General features: G+C 71.7%; 15 protein-coding genes and 2 pseudogenes. 7 read left to right on the plus strand and 10 right to left on the minus strand.

Going from position 1 to position 16,078, the window contains the following annotated elements; all coding sequences use genetic code 11:
* Positions 1-8: 8 nt before the first annotated feature.
* The 7 genes and pseudogenes from IDM46_RS12835 to IDM46_RS12865 form a co-directional block, all read right to left on the minus strand.
* Positions 9-2,336, minus strand: coding sequence for an MMPL family transporter (locus IDM46_RS12835; RefSeq protein ID WP_185115985.1), 2,328 nt, complete (start codon positions 2,334-2,336; stop codon positions 9-11).
* Positions 2,333-2,863: a LolA-related protein gene (locus IDM46_RS12840; RefSeq protein ID WP_221441915.1), complete on the minus strand. Its 531-nt coding sequence runs from the start codon at positions 2,861-2,863 to the stop codon at positions 2,333-2,335. The genes IDM46_RS12835 and IDM46_RS12840 overlap by 4 nt, the downstream gene beginning before the upstream one ends.
* Positions 2,864-3,071: 208 nt before the next feature.
* Positions 3,072-3,959 (minus strand): annotated as a pseudogene (locus IDM46_RS12845) (acyltransferase); the annotation flags it as partial.
* Complete coding sequence (locus IDM46_RS12850; protein ID WP_185115987.1) at positions 3,956-4,234, minus strand: hypothetical protein; 279 nt, start codon at positions 4,232-4,234, stop codon at positions 3,956-3,958. The pseudogene IDM46_RS12845 and the gene IDM46_RS12850, both read right to left, overlap by 4 nt.
* A 17-nt stretch (positions 4,235-4,251) precedes the next feature.
* On the minus strand, positions 4,252-5,007 hold the full coding sequence (locus tag IDM46_RS12855; protein ID WP_185116105.1) for a lysophospholipid acyltransferase family protein: 756 nt from the start codon (positions 5,005-5,007) through the stop codon (positions 4,252-4,254).
* A gap of 59 nt (positions 5,008-5,066) precedes the next feature.
* Positions 5,067-5,750 (minus strand): ketosynthase, encoded by a 684-nt coding sequence (locus IDM46_RS12860; protein ID WP_185115988.1) that lies wholly within the window; start codon positions 5,748-5,750, stop codon positions 5,067-5,069.
* 29 nt (positions 5,751-5,779) lie between these two features.
* A complete protein-coding gene (locus IDM46_RS12865; protein WP_182824268.1) occupies positions 5,780-6,046 on the minus strand; it encodes a phosphopantetheine-binding protein in 267 nt (88 codons plus the stop codon).
* A 114-nt stretch (positions 6,047-6,160) separates the two neighbouring features.
* On the opposite strand from IDM46_RS12865, the gene IDM46_RS12870 reads away from it, so the two are divergent.
* The 6 genes from IDM46_RS12870 (at position 6,161) to aroE (ending at position 12,794) form a co-directional block, all read left to right on the plus strand.
* A complete protein-coding gene (locus IDM46_RS12870) occupies positions 6,161-7,516 on the plus strand; it encodes an NAD(P)/FAD-dependent oxidoreductase (protein WP_185116106.1) in 1,356 nt (451 codons plus the stop codon).
* The gene (locus IDM46_RS12875; protein ID WP_185115989.1) at positions 7,513-8,535 is read left to right on the plus strand and encodes a pteridine-dependent deoxygenase; all 1,023 of its coding nucleotides are present in this window, start codon (positions 7,513-7,515) and stop codon (positions 8,533-8,535) included. The genes IDM46_RS12870 and IDM46_RS12875 overlap by 4 nt, the downstream gene beginning before the upstream one ends.
* A gap of 203 nt (positions 8,536-8,738) precedes the next feature.
* On the plus strand, positions 8,739-9,149 hold the full coding sequence (locus IDM46_RS12880; protein ID WP_182824265.1) for a hypothetical protein: 411 nt from the start codon (positions 8,739-8,741) through the stop codon (positions 9,147-9,149).
* On the plus strand, positions 9,142-10,749 hold the full coding sequence (locus IDM46_RS12885; protein ID WP_185115990.1) for a PA domain-containing protein: 1,608 nt from the start codon (positions 9,142-9,144) through the stop codon (positions 10,747-10,749). The genes IDM46_RS12880 and IDM46_RS12885 overlap by 8 nt, the downstream gene beginning before the upstream one ends.
* Before the next feature lie 105 nt (positions 10,750-10,854).
* Positions 10,855-11,844: a porphobilinogen synthase gene (hemB, locus tag IDM46_RS12890; protein ID WP_182824263.1), complete on the plus strand. Its 990-nt coding sequence runs from the start codon at positions 10,855-10,857 to the stop codon at positions 11,842-11,844.
* Positions 11,845-11,954: 110 nt separating this feature from the next.
* On the plus strand, positions 11,955-12,794 hold the full coding sequence (gene aroE / locus IDM46_RS12895) for a shikimate dehydrogenase (protein WP_182824262.1): 840 nt from the start codon (positions 11,955-11,957) through the stop codon (positions 12,792-12,794).
* A 31-nt stretch (positions 12,795-12,825) separates the two neighbouring features.
* Here the strand turns inward: aroE and IDM46_RS12900 are convergent, their stop codons facing one another.
* Positions 12,826-13,362: a gamma carbonic anhydrase family protein gene (locus IDM46_RS12900; RefSeq protein ID WP_182824261.1), complete on the minus strand. Its 537-nt coding sequence runs from the start codon at positions 13,360-13,362 to the stop codon at positions 12,826-12,828.
* A gap of 54 nt (positions 13,363-13,416) precedes the next feature.
* Here IDM46_RS12900 and xth point away from each other — a divergent pair, with 54 nt between their 5' ends.
* A complete protein-coding gene (xth, locus tag IDM46_RS12905) occupies positions 13,417-14,190 on the plus strand; it encodes an exodeoxyribonuclease III (protein WP_182824260.1) in 774 nt (257 codons plus the stop codon).
* Positions 14,191-14,279: 89 nt separating this feature from the next.
* Here xth and IDM46_RS12910 read toward each other — a convergent pair whose 3' ends face one another.
* Both IDM46_RS12910 and IDM46_RS12915 read right to left on the minus strand, forming a co-directional pair.
* The gene (locus IDM46_RS12910) at positions 14,280-14,537 is read right to left on the minus strand and encodes a GlsB/YeaQ/YmgE family stress response membrane protein (RefSeq protein ID WP_182824258.1); all 258 of its coding nucleotides are present in this window, start codon (positions 14,535-14,537) and stop codon (positions 14,280-14,282) included.
* A 128-nt stretch (positions 14,538-14,665) separates the two neighbouring features.
* A pseudogene (locus IDM46_RS12915) lies at positions 14,666-16,039 on the minus strand (AMP-binding protein); the annotation flags it as partial.
* Positions 16,040-16,078: the final 39 nt, after the last annotated feature.

Raw genomic sequence — 16,078 nt, forward strand, 5'->3', positions numbered from 1 at the left:
GCGCGTGATCACCGGCGCGCCTCCGCCGGCGCGTGGCGCGACACCAGCAACGCAAGCACGAAGTTGGACAGCACGCCGAGCGCGACCGTGCTGCCGATCGCGCGCAGCACCGGGATCGACGACAGCGCCAGCAGGCTGAACACCAGCAGGGTCATCAGGCTGCACACCACCACCGCGTGCAGGGTGCGCAGCTGGTCGGCGCGGTCGTCACCGGCATGCTCGAAGAACAGCGCGTAATCGAGGCCAAGGCCGGCGGCGAGGATCAGCGCCACCAGGTGGAACAGGTTGAGTTCCACGCCCAGACCGCGCAGCACCGCCAGCACCACCAGCGTGGTCAGCGCCATCGGCAGCAGCACGCGTATGACGCGCCTGGGCGAGCGCAGCGCGATCCACACCGTCGCCGCGAGCAGCAGCGCGGCGATCGCCAGCGCGGCCAGCACGCGGCCGCGGTACTCGGCGACCAGCGATTCGGACGCGGCCTTCATGTCGAGCAGCTCGCCGCCGGCGTCGGCCGCCACGCGCGCCACGGCGGCCGGATCGGCCAGGCCGCTCAGCGACACCAGCGCCGTGGCGCCGGCTTCGCCTTCCAGCAGCAGGCCGTCCACGCTGCCAGCCAACGGCGTACCGCGCAGGTCGGCGGCGCGCAGCGGTGGCGCGGTGCGTGCGTGTTCGACATCGGCCAGGAACGGCGCAAAGGCGTCCTCGCGGAACGGCGAATCCCGCAGCGCGGTCGCCAGCGCGGCCTGCAGCGTGGGCGGGTCCGGCAGGCGCGCCTGGCGTGCGCGCTGCGTGGCCGCGGACGGCAGGTAACGCGCCGCGCTGTCGTAGCCGTCGATCGCACCCGACGCCACCAGCGCATCCAGCCGCGGGTGGATGGCTTCGGCCGCGGCCAGCGCGGCATCGCCATCGGCGCCGCGCAACACCAGCACGTAGCGCACGTCGGGTGCGCCGAGCTCGTCGCGCAGCCGGGTGTCGAGCGCCATTGCGTCATCGGGCACCGGCGTCAGGCGCGAGAGGTCGTTTTCCCAGAATGGCGTGCGCACGGTCGCCAGCACCGCGACGCAGGCGATGGCCAGTACCAGCAGCGACCAGCGCGGGCGCGGCAGGCGGTTGATGCCTCGCCACAGCGCCTGCACGCGGGGGAAGTCGGCTGTGTCGCGCGGCGACGGGTCGACCAGCGGCGGCAGGCCGTAGCGCGTGGCCAGCGCCGCGGCCGCGAGCGCGGCAATGGTGAACACCGCCAGCTGGCGCAGGCCGTCGACGCCGGAGAACAGGAACGTCAGGTACGAGATGCAGGTGGCGATGACGCCGGTGGCCAGCGTCGGCCACAGCTGGCGCACGTTGCGCTGCGGGGTGAGGCCGGCGCGCTGGTGGCTGAAGAAGTGGATCGGATAGTCCTGCACCACGCCGATCAGGGTGAAGCCGAACGCCACGGTGATGCCGTGCACGGCCTCGAACATCAGCGCCACGGCACCCAGCCCGGCGAGCCCGGCGGTGGCCAGCGGCAGCACGCCGAGCAGCGGCACGCGCCAGCTGCGATACGCGACCAACAGCAGCAGGATCAACGCGATGCTGTCGATCGCGCCGATCCACTGCGCCTCGCGCGCGGTGCGGCCGCCGATCTCGACCGAGAACGCGCCCGGGCCGGTCATGCGCAGCTGCGACGGTGCGCCGCCGCGGGCGGCGTCGAACGCGGCATACACCGCGTCGTACGCGCGCTGCTGGCCGGTGGGATCGAAGCCGCCGGCGTGGGTCTGCGCCAGCAGCAGAGCCTCGCTGCCGGCGCGGTCGAACCACACGCCGTGGATCCGCGACGGCGCCGCGGCCGGCTGCCAGGCCTCGGCCACCTTCAGCAGCTCCAACGTGGGATCGGACGGCAGCAGCGGCTCGATCATGGCAGCGACCGGCGAGCCGAGATCCTGCAGGCGTTCGTCGAGCTGCTCGGCAAGGTACGCGGCGTCCAGCGGCTGCGTATCGAAGCCGGGTGTCAGCAGGTAGCGGTAGGCGCGCAACGATTCCGGGATGGCATCGAGGTTGGCATCGCCGCCGTTGGCGACGAACTCGAAGTCGTCATTGGCGGCAAGCGTGGCCGCCAGTGCCTGCGACTGCGCGGCCAGCGCTTCGGGGTCGTCGCCCGACAGCGACAGCAGCAGCAGGCGCGTGCCGGGGCCGTCACCGAGTTCGTCGATCAGGAGCTTCTGCGCGGGCGTGCGCGGCTCCGGCATGAAGCGGCGCAGGTCGCCGCTCAGCGTGAGCTGCTGGCCCACCACCCAGCCGGCAAGCGCCAGCGCCGCCAGCCACAGCAGGGCCAGCGCGGTGCGGCGCGCGGGCGTCATTGCGTGCCGGCGCCGGGCTGGCGGCAGAGCGCGGCCAGCGTCGCCGCGTCGGCACCCACGCCAGCCGAACGCGCCGCGCCCGCCAGCAGCGTGCGCTGCAGCTCGCCATCGATCGGCCGCGTCTCGATGCAGCGCAGCTCCGCGCCGCGGCCGCGCAGGGTGATGTCGCGCAGCGTGGCAGCCAACGCGGGGTCACGCGGCGCAAGCACCAGCGTCCAGTCCTCGCGGCTCCCGCTCGCCGTGGTGCGGTAACTCTGCCCCAGCGCCGCGGTGTCGCCGCCCAGCAGCGCGCCGAAGCTGGCCTGCAGCCCGGCAAGTTCGGGCGCGCGCGACAGCGCGAAGCTGCGCGGCGCGCGGCTGCCGCGCACGATGGTGGCGCGGCCGCCGCGGATGGTGGTGGTCTCGACGTACGGCGCGCGGACCTCGCGTACCAGCGTGTCGGCGTCGGGGCGCGCGTAGACGCCCTCGATGCGCAGCGGGGCCTTCAGCATCGCCGAACCGCGCACCTCCACGAACGGCGTGCGCATCGGCGCCGGCCGTGCCAGCCGCGCCAGGATCCAGGCGCTATCGACCGCCGCCGGCTGCGCGAAGCACGGCAGTGCCGGGAGCAGCGCGCACGCCGCCAGCAGCAGCAGCGTCCACCGGCGCGTCGGGCGCGGCGTCGCGCCCGGGCCCGGTGCCGGGCGCGGGATCGGGCGTGGTGTCTTGCAGGCTTCGATCGTGCTCACGGTCGCCCCAGAAGTCGTAGAAGTTGAACCAGTTGAATGGCGCATCGCGGACATGATGTTCAAGGCGCGATGCGTAACGCGCGATGAGCGCCGGCAGCGCGGTGGCACGCTCGCGCCGCGGGATGGCCAGGCCGTCGGAAAAGGTTTCGAACACGAGGTCGTAGCGCGCGCCGCCGCGGTACAGGCCGAAGGCGAGCTGCACCGGCACCCCAAGCACCGCGGCCAGCTGCCACGGCGCCAGCGGGAACTGGGCCTCCGTGCCGAGGAAGCATGCCGGCAGTGACGGCTCGCCCGGCTGGGTGCGGTCGACCAGCAGCGCGATCACCGCGCCCTCGGCGGCCGCCCGCTGGATCTCGAACATGATCGCCGGACCGCCCTGGCTGGCATCGATCACCGACGACGCGATCTGCGGGTTGAGCGCGTCGAGCAGCGCGGTGACCGCGGGGCTGTGCGCCTTGTCCAGCACCACCCGGATCTGCACATCCGGGCGCTGCCGGCCCAGTACGCGCAACACCTCGAAGCTGCCGAGGTGCGAGCCGAACAGCAGCAGGCCCTGGCCGCGGTCGAGCACCTCGTGCAGGGGCCCCAGCCCGCTGATGCCGATGTCGAAGCGGCGCGTATCGCCCACCAGCAGGAACAGGCGGTCGAGGATCGTGGCGGCAAACGTATGGATATGGCGCGCCACATCGCGCAACCGCGCCGGCCGGCCCAGTGCCCGCGTCAGATAGGCGCGCGAGTCACGGCGTTCCTCGCGCCGGCGCAGCAGGAAGTACAGGGTGATCGGATACAGCAGCAGCCGCGCCGGTCCGCGCCCGCCGCGGCGGCTGATGGCGCTCAGCAGCCGCAGGGCCACGCGGCCCCCGCCTTCGCTGCGCTGCTTCCAGTGGCGGGTCATGCCGCCACCACCTCACCGGTGGCGACCAGCACGTCGCCGGCCAGCACGCGGAAGCGCCAGCGCGGCGCCGCGCCATCGAACACCACCGTCGCCGCGACCCCCGGCAGCAAGGGTGCGAGGAACTTGACCTGCGGCAGGCGCAGCGCCCCCAGGGGCACGTGCCCGTGTTCGATGGCGGCCAGCACGTGGTCGAGGATCACCACGCCGGGCACCAGGGGGTTTCCGGGGAAGTGCCCCGGCAGGCACGGATGGGTGGGCGCGACGACGAACTGCATGGCGTGGCGGGATGCGCTCAGGACGGGCGGCGCAGCAGCGCCTGCACGGAGGCATGCGCCGCATCGGCCAGGGCCTGGCGGGCGACGGGCCCGGTGTCGCCGCTGGTCGGCAGCGGCGCGCCGATGCGCACGCGGATGACCCCCGGGCGGACGCGGAACATGCGGTCGGGCGGCAGCACCGCGCTGGCGCCTTCGATGGCGACCGGCAGTACCTCCACGCCGGCATCGATCGCCGACTGGAACGCGCCGCCCTTGAACGGCGCCACCGTGCCGCTGCGGCTGCGCGTGCCCTCCGGGAACAGGCACAGGCTGTGGCCGTCGCGCAGCAGGGCTGCGGCCTGGCGCCGCAGCAGGGGTCCGGAGCGCGGGTTGTCGCGCTCGATGAACAGCATCCCGCAGGCGCGCGCATACCAGCCCACGAACGGTACCCGCGCCATCTCCTGCTTGAGCAGGAAGTGCAGCGGCACGGGAACCGCGCGGAACAGTGCGCAGATGTCGATGATCGACTGGTGGTTGGCGACCAGCAGGCGTGCGCGCGACCAGTCGATGTCCTCGGCGCCCTCGACCTCCAGGCGCGCGCCGGCACCGGCGATCAGCGTGGGCGCCCAGCCGCGCGCGGCCATCCGCAGCGCCAGGTCGCGGCGGCGCGTCAGCCCCAGCAGCAGCAGGGCGAGGCTGATCCAGCCCGCGGTCCAGGCCAGCATGAACACGAAACCGAGGGCATTGTGGGTACGCCAGGCGAGGCGAAGCGCGGCCGGTTCGGCCACTTCCATGTTGTCGACGCGGGTCTGCATCGGCAAAGCATACCAATGCCGCCAGGCGCGTCCGCCGTTCAGCGCAGGAAGTCGCGCCAGAACGCCGGGCCCAACCCCGCCATCTGGCGCAGGAACGAGAGAAAACTGACATAGCGGCCCGGGAAACGCCGGTTGCGGTACATGAACTCGATCGCGAAGAACCCGCCGACCACGCCATACGTCAGCAGGTTCGCGAACAGCGACCACTGCTCCAGCGTGATCGACACCGGCGGCGCGATCCCCAGGCTGGCCAGCAGGCCACCTGGCTCCGCGGCAAGCGCCAGTGCGAGGTTGGCCAACGCCATGCCGCCGAGCACCCAGGCCCAGGCCGCCGTCAGGCCGCGGCTGTAGGACAGCAAGTCCGGTGCCAACGTGGCCGGCGTGGAGCCATCCAGCGCGGCCACGATGCGGGTGATCAACGCACCGTGCGGCGAGCGCAGGCTGCGCCCGAACACCCAGGCGACCAGCGCCACGAACGCCACCGGCACCAGCAGCAAGGGCATCCCGGCAAGGCCGGCAAGGTACAGCGCGTGGCAGGCCGCGAGCGACACGGGCAGCAGCAGCCACGCCCATGCGCGGCGCGCGGCGATGCCGGCTGCCAGCATCATCACCACCAGTGACAGCAGCGCCGCGTAGGCGAAGCGGCCGTCGCCGGTGGCGCTGGCGGCATGCGCCAACAGTGCGTACGCGACCGCCATCACCACCTGCAGGCCGAGGACCATGGACGTCGTCCCCGCGGCAGCGCGCGCGTTCAGGTGCGCTGCTGCTCGACGTGCGCCGACAACGCGCGCAGCGAGGCGAAGATGCGCAGGTTTTCCTCGTTGTCCGAACGCAGCTGGAAGCCGTAGCGCTTGCCGACCGCCAGCGCGAGCTCGAGCGCATCGATCGAATCCAGGCCCAGCCCGGTGTTGAACAGCGGCGCCTCCGGGTCGATGGCGGCCGGATCGACGTCCTCGAGGTTCAGGCTTTCGACCAGGAGTTCGGCGAGTTCGCGTTCGGCGGCGGTCTGGCTGGACATCTGCGGATTCCGGTGGCGGCTGGGTCGTGGCGACCGTTGCACGCCGGCCCTCTGGCTGGCGGCACGCTATCATCTGCGCCCCTCAATCATCGCATGGCCGCCAAGCGCCGCGAAATGCCGAACACGATCGAAGACACGGACGCCTCCACGCACGACATCGACACCGACGTACTGGTGATCGGTGGCGGCCCCGCCGGCTCCACCGCTGCCACCCTGCTGGCCCGGCGCGGCTGGCGCGTGCTGATGCTGGAAAAGGCGCTGCACCCGCGCTTCCACATCGGCGAGTCGCTGCTGCCGATGAACATGCCCATCCTCGAGCGGCTCGGGGTGCTGGAGCAGGTGCGCGCGATCGGCGTGCACAAGCGCGGCGCGGACTTCACCGTGCAGGACGCGTCGGGCAGGACCAACGTGTTCCGTTTCGATCGCGCGCTCGACGCGGGCTTCGACCATGCGTTCCAGGTCAAGCGCGAGGAGTTCGACGAGCTGCTGTTCCGCCACGCGCGCGACAACGGCGTGGACGCGCGCGAACAGGCGCAGGTGGAAGCGGTCGACTTCGAAGCCGGCCGGCCGGCGCGTGCCCGCGCGCGCCAGGCGGACGGGAGCATGCTGCGCGTGCGCATGCGCTACGTGGTCGACGCCAGCGGCCGGGACACGTTCGTCGGCCGCAAGCTCAAGCTCAAGCAGAAGAGCCGCCAGCACCAGTCGGCGGCGATCTTCAGCCATTTCCGCGGCGTCGAGCGCCGCCCGGGGCTGGATGCCGGCAATGTCACCGTCGACCGCTTCGAGCACGGCTGGTGCTGGCTGATCCCGCTGCGCGACGACGTGATGAGCGTCGGCGCGGTGTGCCACCCGGCCTACCTGAAGCAACGCCGCGGCAACAACGACGACTTCCTGATGCAGACCCTGGCGCTGGCGCCGTCGGTTGCCGCGCGCATGCGCGGGGCCGAGCGCGTGGCACCGGTGCATGCGACGGGCAACTATTCCTATGGCTGCAGCCGCATGGCCGGCGCCGGCTGGGTGATGGCCGGCGACGCGTTCGCGTTCATCGACCCGGTGTTCTCGGCCGGCGTGTACCTGGCGATGAAGAGCGCCGAGCACGCGGCCGACGTCGTCGACGGCAGCCTGCGCGAGCCGGCGCGCGAGCGCGCCCTGCAGCGCGCCATGGACCGGCACCTGCGCGGCGGCCTGCGGCATTTCACGTGGTTCATCCACCGCTTCACCACGCCGGTGATGCAGCGCCTGTTCGCCAATCCGCGCAATACGCTGCAGCTCGAGCAGGCCGTGGTCTCGATGCTGGCCGGCGACGTGTTCGACAACCGCCGCGTGCTGCGGCGGCTGCGCGTGTTCCGCCTGCTGTACGCGGCCAACGCCGTGGCGATCGCGCCGCAGGCCCTGCGTGGGTGGTTGCGGCGCCGCCGCCAGGTCAATGAACAGTTCAGCGGCGACACGCTGCAGGACGGCAATCCATGAGCCACCTGCCGGATGCCTCGCCCGCCGCCCCGCGGCTCGCCGTCGATTACGTCCACGCCGATGCGCCCGGGGCCTTGCTCGGCGACGACACGCTGGCGGTGTTCGGCTTCGGTGCCGACGTCCCGCAGGCGCTCGCCGATCCGCGCTACCTGCGCGTGCCGCTGGAGCCGCATGGCGATGCGCCGTACGAAGTCTGGCGCGCCAACGCGCCGGTGATGCGTGGCCGCGACGGCGACATCCAGTGGGCGAGCGATGGCCAGCTGCTGTTCGGCGCCATCGAGGTGGACGAAGGCGAAGGCGGCATCGAGGCGGCGGCGCGCCATGCCTACGCGCGCCTGGTGGCATTCACCCGCGACAGCCGCACGCCGCACCTGCTGCGCATCTGGAACTACATCGACGCGATCACCGTCGGCCAGGGCGACGCGGAACGCTACCGCGCGTTCTGCATCGGTCGCGCCGGCGGCCTCGGTGATTTCGATGCGCGCGCGCTGCCGGCGGCCACCGCCATCGGCCGCTGCGACGAGGCGCGCGTGGTGCAGGTCTACTGGCTGGCCGCGCACGCGCCCGGCACGCCGGTCGAAAACCCGCGCCAGGTCAGCGCCTACCACTACCCGCGCCAGTACGGCCCGCAGCCGCCGAGCTTCGCCCGCGCCATGCTGGCCGCCGACGGCAGCGCGATGCCGCTGCTGCTGTCGGGCACGGCCGCCGTGGTCGGGCATGCCTCGATGCACGAAGGCGAACTGCTGGCGCAGGTGGACGAGACTTTCGCCAACTTCGACGCGCTGCTGGCGAGCGCGCGCGCGCGTTGCCCGGGATTGCCGCCGCGCTTTGGCGACGGCACGCGGCTCAAGGTGTACGTGCGCGACCGCGCGGACCTGCCGGTGGTGGCCGCCGCGCTTGAGCGCCGGTTCGGCGACACCGTGCCGCGCGTGCTGCTGCACGCGGCCATCTGCCGGCGCGAACTGGCCGTCGAGATCGACGGCGTGCACGGCAGCCCGGTGCTCCCGGTCACATCCTGAACAGGCAGCCGCTCACAATACCGTGGCGTTCTGTTGCGCTGCAAGATTGATGATCGGGGAAAAAAAGATGCAGACTCGGGCCGGGCCAGACGACATCGACCTGCCTGCTGCATCCACTCTTTGATTTGACCAAGGAGCACCGCCGGGGGGACGGTGGCATCGACCACTGCATCCCGCGCGCCTCCATTCCGAGGATCGCCCTGATGAAATGCCCCACCCTGTTGCTGCTGGCCGGCCTGACCGCCGGTTTTGCCGCGCATGCGTCCGAGCCGGCCGTGACCGACTCCGATGCCACCGGCAGCTTTGCCGGCGTTACCGTTGCCATCGATCCCGCCACCGGCCGCCTGCGCGCGCCGACCGCGTCCGAGCAGGCGGCGCTGCGCAACGCCGCGAGCCGCATGCGGACCGATACGTCCATGTCGATCGCCAAGCCGGGCCCGAAGACCCGCGCCGAAGCCGAACGCACCATGCGCCGCCATCCCGATGGCCGCGTCAGCATGCAGGTGTCCGAGGACATGATGTCGAATGTCATCGCCACCCAGCAGGCCGATGGCAGCATCGTGATCACCCACGGCGACCACGCCCCCGCCACGGAGGGCGCCGCCCATGAATAAGACTTTGCTTGCGTGCGCACTGGCCGTCGCCTCGGTGGCCGCCATCGGCACCGCCCAGGCCGCGACCATCATCCCGGTCAACATGAACGCGGCTGGCGTGGGCCTCAACGATCCGACCCCGGCGGTGCCGGTCGGCAACAACCCCGGCAAGACGGTCGGCGAACAGCGCCAGATCGTGTACCAGTTCGCGGCCGACCTGTGGGGCGCGGTGCTGGAAAGCGACGTGGACATCCGCGTGCGCGCCCAGTTCACCCCGCTGGCCTGCGAGGCCGCCAGCGGCGTTCTCGGCTCCGCCGGCGCGCGCTTCATCCAGCGTGACTTCGAAGGCGCCGTGCCGGCCACCTGGTACGGCGAAGCGCTCGCCAACGCCATCGCCGGCGAGAACCTGTCGCCCACCGAAGACGAGATCAACAGCAACTTCAACTCCAACCTGGGCACCCCGGGCTGCCTGGAGAACTCCGGCTGGTACTACGGCCTGGACGGCAACACCCCGGCGGGGAGGATCAACTTCCTCGACGTGGTGATGCACGAGATCGGCCACGGCCTGAACTTCCAGGGCTTCCACAACCTGACCACGGGCGCGCCGCAGAGCGGTTTCACCGACATCTACTCGTCCTTCGTCTACGACAACGCCACCAGCAAGGCCTGGAACGCGATGACCAACGCCGAGCGCGTGGCTGCCGCGAAGTCCGACGCGCTGGTATGGACCGGCGACGAAGTCACCTCGCAGGTGCCGGATGCACTGGGCCCGCTGGTGCGCCTGTTTGTTTCCGGTGGCCTGACCGCGCAGTACGACTACGGCACGGCCGCGTTCGGTGCCACGCCCACGCCGGCGAACTTCAGCGGCGCGATCGTGCTCGTCAATGACGGCAGCCCCACCAACGCCTCGCAGGGTTGCGTGGCGTCGCCGGCCGGTGCGTACGCCGGCAAGGTCGCGCTGGTCGACCGCGGCACCTGCGCGTTCGAGATCAAGGCGAACCACGCCCAGAACGCCGGCGCGATCGCGGTGATCGTGGCGAACAACGTCGAGGCTATCGCGGGCATGGCCGAGGATCCCTCGGTGAATGCCACGGTGCCGACGATCATGGTCGCGCTGTCGGCGGGCAATGCCATCAAGACCGTGCTGCCGAACGCCAACGCCGCGCTCCAGGCCGTCCCGGGTTCCTTCGCGGGCTCCGATACACAGGGCCGTGCGCGCCTGTACTCCCCGGCTGTGCTGGCCACTGGCTCGACGTTCTCGCACTTCGACGTCAGCCATGCGCCCAACGCGCTGATGGAGCCGTCGATCAACCAGGACCTGGACGGCAACCTGCGCCTCGACCTGACGCCCGCGCTGTACTCGGACATGGGCTGGACGCTGAACCAGGGCAACGCCGCGACCCGCAATGGACGCTGCGACACCGGCGTGCCGGTGTTCGACGCCGACGTCATCGGGCTGGTCGGTGGTGCCAACCTGCAGGCGGCGGCTGCGATGTGCAGCAGCACGATCAAGAACAAGGCCGGCCTCGCGTCCTGCCTGGCTCCGTTCGTGGCCAAGCTGCGCTCGGTCGGTGCCATCCCGGCGAGCGCGGAAGCCTCGCTGCGCAAGTGCTCGCTGTAATTCGCGTCACGCGTTGAGGTCGTTCCAGGGCCGGCGCTCCTTCGGGGGCGCCGGCCTTTTTCATGGGCCGCGATGCGCCGCCCTGCCGCGGCGTAGAATCCCGCCATGGCCTATCCCGACACCCGTTTCCGGCGCATGCGCCGCGATGCGTTCTCGCGCCGGCTGATGCGCGAGCACACCCTGACCGCCGACGACCTGATCTATCCGGTGTTCGTGCACGAGCCCGCCGGCCGCGCGGCGATCGCCTCGATGCCCGGCATCGAACGCATGTCGATCGACGACCTGCTGCGCGACGCGGAGACCGCCTGCGAACTCGGCGTGCCGGCGCTGGCGCTGTTCCCGGTCACAGCGCCCGATGCCAAATCGCTCGATGCGGCCGCGGCCTGGGACGACGAAGGCCTCTGCCAGCGCGCGGTGCGCGCACTCAAGGCGCGCTTCCCGGAGCTGGGCGTGATCACCGATGTCGCCCTCGACCCCTACACCAGCCACGGCCAGGATGGCCTGGTCGACGACCGCGGCTACGTCACGAACGACGCAACCGTGGAAGCACTGGTGCGCCAGGCGCTGTCGCACGCGCGCGCCGGTGCCGACGTGGTCGCGCCCAGCGACATGATGGACGGCCGCATCGGCGCGATCCGCTTCGCGCTGGAAGAGGACGGCCACGTCCACACCCGCATCCTCGCCTATGCCGCCAAGTACGCCTCGAGCTTCTACGGCCCGTTCCGCGACGCCGTCGGCAGCGCGTCGGCACTCGGCAAGGCGGACAAGCGCACCTACCAGATGGACCCCGGCAACAGCGACGAGGCGCTGCGCGAAGTCGCGGCAGACCTCGACGAAGGCGCGGACATGGTGATGGTCAAGCCGGGCATGCCCTACCTCGACGTGGTGCGCCGGGTGAAGGACAGCTTCGGCGTGCCGACCTTCGCCTACCAGGTCAGTGGCGAGTACGCGATGCTCAAGGCCGCCGCCGCCAACGGCTGGCTCGACGAGCGCGCCTGCGTGCTGGAGTCGCTGCTCGGCTTCAAGCGCGCCGGGGCCGACGGCGTGCTGACCTATTTCGCGCTCGACGCCGCGCGCTGGCTGCGCGAGGGCTGACCATGCGCGGGGCCGACAGGCTGCAGGCCGCGCCGCGGCCGGCGTAGACTCGGAGCAAACGCCCGGACGCGCCTGCGGCCGGCATCGCCAAGGCAACAGGGAGGCATGGCATGAAGCATTACGCGGTATTCGGGCACCCGGTCTCGCACTCGCTCTCGCCGCGCATCCATGCCGCCTTCGGGCGCGAGACCGGCATTCCGGTGGATTACGTGGCCATCGACGCCGATGCGGACGGGTTCCGTCACGCACTGCAGGCGTTCGCCTCGCGCGGCGGCGCCGGTGCCAACGTCACCCTGCCACTCAAGCAACTGGCGCTCGACCTGTGCGATGACGTCACCGAACGCGCGCGCCGCGCCGGCGCGGTCAACACGCTGGTGCGCAACGGCGACACCTGGCACGGCGACAACACCGACGGCGACGGTCTGGTGCGCGACCTCACCGGGCGCCATGCGCTGGACCTGCGCGCGCGGCGCACGCTGCTGATCGGCGCCGGCGGCGCGGCGCGCGGGGTGGCACCGGCGCTGCTGGATGCCGGCATCGGCGACCTGTTCATCGTCAACCGCACCTCGGCGCATGCCGACGCGCTCGCCGACGGCCTGGGCCAGCCCGGGCGCGTGCACCCGCGGCACCTGTCCGATATCGGATCGCTGGGCGAGTTCGAACTGGTGGTCAACGCCACGTCGGCGGCGCGCAATACCGGGCTCATGGGGCTGCCGCGTTCGCTGGTCGGGCGGCGGATGGCGGCGGTCGACCTGAACTACGGTGAGGCGGCGGTGCCGTTCCTCGCCTGGGCGCGCGCCAGCGGCGCGCACGCGGTGGTCGACGGCCTGGGCATGCTGGTGGAACAGGCGGCACTGGGCTTCGCGCGCTGGCACGGCGTGGAACCCGAGACCGACGAGATCTACGGCGAGCTGCGTGCCGAACACAACCACCTGATCACCGCGGACTGAGCGCCGCGCAGCGGGCCGGCGACGCAGCCGCTCAGCCGGCCGCCAAGTACTCGTCCTTCAGGCGCACGTAGTGCGCGGCGCTGTACAGCAGGCCGTCCACGGCGGCATCGTCGATCATCCGCACCAGCCGCGCCGGGTTGCCGAGCCACAGCTCGCGGCTGCGCACGACCTTCCCCGGGGAAACCAGCGCACCGGCGCCGACGTAGCCGTTGTCCTCGACCACCGCGCCGTCCATCACGATCGCGCCCATGCCCACCAGCGCCGCGTTGCCGATGCGGCAGGCGTGGATGATCGCGCCATGGCCGATGGTGACGTCGTCGCCGATCACCGTGGCATAGCCGTCCATGCGCGAATGCGGTCCGGCATGGCTGACGTGCACGATGGCGCCGTCCTGCAGGTTGCAGCGCGCGCCGATGCGCACCACGTTGACGTCGCCGCGCACCACGGTGCCGGGCCACAGCGAGCAGTCGTCGCCGAGTTCGACGTCGCCGATGACGGTGGCGGCCGGGTCGACATAGACGCGCACGCCAAGGCGCGGGAACTGGCCGCGGTAGGGTCGGAGGCTCATGCGCGCATTCTAGCCCGGGCTATAGTCGCCGCCATCGCGCGCCGGAGCCCCGCATTGAAAATCGCCAGCTGGAACGTGAACTCGCTCAACGTGCGCCTGCCGCACCTCGAGCAATGGCTGAAGGACGCCGCGCCGGACGTCGTCGGCATCCAGGAGACCAAGCTCGACGATGCGCGCTTCCCCGACGACGCGCTGGCCGCGCTCGGCTACCGCAGCGTGTTCTCGGGGCAGAAGACCTACAACGGGGTGGCCATCCTCGCCCGCGGCCAGGCGCCCGCCGATGTGCAGATCGGGATCCCGGGGTTCGAGGACGAGCAGAAGCGGGTGATCGCCGCCACGGTCGGCGACGTGCGCATCGTCAACCTGTACGTGGTCAACGGCCAGGACGTCGGCACCGAGAAATACGCCTACAAGCTGCGCTGGCTGGCGGCGGTGCGCGACTGGCTGGCAGCCGAACGCACGCAGCATCCGCGGCTGGTGGTAGTGGGCGACTTCAACATCGCGCCCGACGAACGCGATGTGCACGACCCGGCGGTCTGGAACGAGGGGCACATCCTCACCTCCACCGCCGAGCGCGCTGCGCTGCGCGCCCTGCTCGCCCTCGGCCTGCATGACGCGTTCCGCCTGCACAACGACGAGGCCGGCGTGTTCAGCTGGTGGGACTACCGCCAGGCGGCATTCCGTCGCGACATGGGCCTGCGCATCGACCTGACGCTGGTGTCGGACGCCCTGCGCGCCGAGGCCGTGGCCAGCGGCATCGACCGCGAGCCGCGCACCTGGGAGCGTCCGAGCGACCACGCCCCGGCCTGGGTGCGCCTGGGCGGTTGAGCCCTCAAGGGCGTCGGCACCCGGGGCGCCTTGAACGCACAAAAAAAGGCCCGGCAATGCCGGGCCTTTTTCACACCGACCTGGTCAGGTCAGCGCACGCTGCCACGGCGGAACAGGTTGACGATGGCCAGCAGGATGACCGCGCCGATCAGCGCAGTGATCAGGAAGCCGATCCAGCCGCCACCCAGGCCGAGGCCGATGGCCGGCAGCAGCCAGCCACCCAGGAAGCCGCCGATGATGCCGACGATGATGTTGAGCAGGAGGCCCTGCTGTCCGTCGGTGCGCATGATCATGCTGGCGAGCCAGCCGGCGATGCCACCAACGATCAGGTAGATGATGAAATTCATTCGATTCTCCAGGTGGTCACGGGGGCCGAACCCGTGAAGAGGGACGGCGCCGGCGCAGTTTCCCGGGGGTCGCGTGACGACTGCGTAGCGGCGAGGCCCTGTGGAGGGGCCCAGGCACCGCCGTGCTGGAGCAGGGCGAGCAGTGCCTCGCGCGGCAATTTGCCGGTTTCGTTGCGTGGCAGCGCCGTCACCAGGCGAAGCGGACGTGGCAGGAACACCGGATCCACGGCCTGCCGCAGCGCGGCGAGGATGGCGGCTTCATCGAGCCCTGGCGCGACCACGGCGGCGGCCAGGCGGCGCACCCCGAAGGCGTCCGGATCGAGCTGCAGCAGGGCGGCATCGACGACGCCGGGGATCGCCAGCAGGCGGCGCGTGAGGTCGCCGAGCGAAGCGCGCTTGCCGGCGATCTCCAGCAGGTCCGACTGCCGCCCGCACAGGCGGAAGCGGCCACCGGGGCGCAGTTCGACGATGTCGGCCAATGCCACGGCGGTGGCGAGATGGGCGGCATGGACCATGGTGCGGTCGGGCCGGGGGAGCAGCTCGACGCCGGGCAGCAGGGTCCACTCCTCCTCGCAGGCGGTGCGCCGGCGCGCGAGGATGCAGGTCTCGGTGGAGCCGAACAGCTCGCGCACCTCGCAGCCGAAGCGGGTTTCCGCGGCGACCGCAAGCTCCACCGGCAGGGCCGCCGTGGACGCGACGATGCCGGCCAGCGGCGGCAGCGCGATGCCCGATTCGACCAGCGCGCGCAGGTGCACGGGCGTGGTGACCAGCAGCGGCGGCAGCGGCGCGGCGGCCAGCGCCGCGGCGATGTCGACCGGGAAGAACGGCCGTGCATCGTGCACCGCCACGCCGCCGACCAGCGGCAGCAGCACCGACATCTCCATGCCATACATGTGCTGCGGCGGCACCGTGGCCACGATGTGCGCGGTGGCCCCGGCCGGCAGCAGGTCGGCGAGCGCGGCCATGTTCTGGGCGGTGCTGGCCGCGAAGCTGCGCCAGGTCTTGTGGTTGGCCTTGGGCGCACCGGTGCTGCCGGAGGTGTAGCCGATGGCGACGGTGGCATCGCCCGCCACCTGCGGCATGTCGCCGCCGTGGGCGGCGCGCGGCAGGGGATCGGGCAGGCGCAGGTACTGCGGCAGGGGCGCGATGGCCTCGTAGCCGGCGGCATCGCTGTCGCCCAGGCAGTAGCTGTCGGGGTGGTGGGCGCGGACCTCGTCGATCGCGTGGCGGGTGCGCGATGGCGGCAGCAGCGTGGTCTGGCCGCGCAGCATGGCAGCGGCGAATGCCACCAGGAACGCGTAACGGTGTTCGCACAGGTTCACCGCGTACGGCCGGTCCGGCAGCAGGGCCGCCAGCGCCGTCGCCTCGGCCACGAAATCCGCCTGCGCCACGCTGCCGCCCGCGCCAAACGCCACCGGGCGGCCGGGTGCGCCGACCGCCAGCGGGGTCGCCTGGGCGCCGGCGGCTGGCTGCCGCGGATGGGTCTCGATGACAGCCGACATGTCGCTGGATACTCCCTGGCGCGCGAGCGCCCCCTGTTC

Origin of the sequence: Luteimonas sp. MC1825, assembly GCF_014764385.1 — a bacterium.
Classification (GTDB): Bacteria; Pseudomonadota; Gammaproteobacteria; order Xanthomonadales; family Xanthomonadaceae; genus Luteimonas.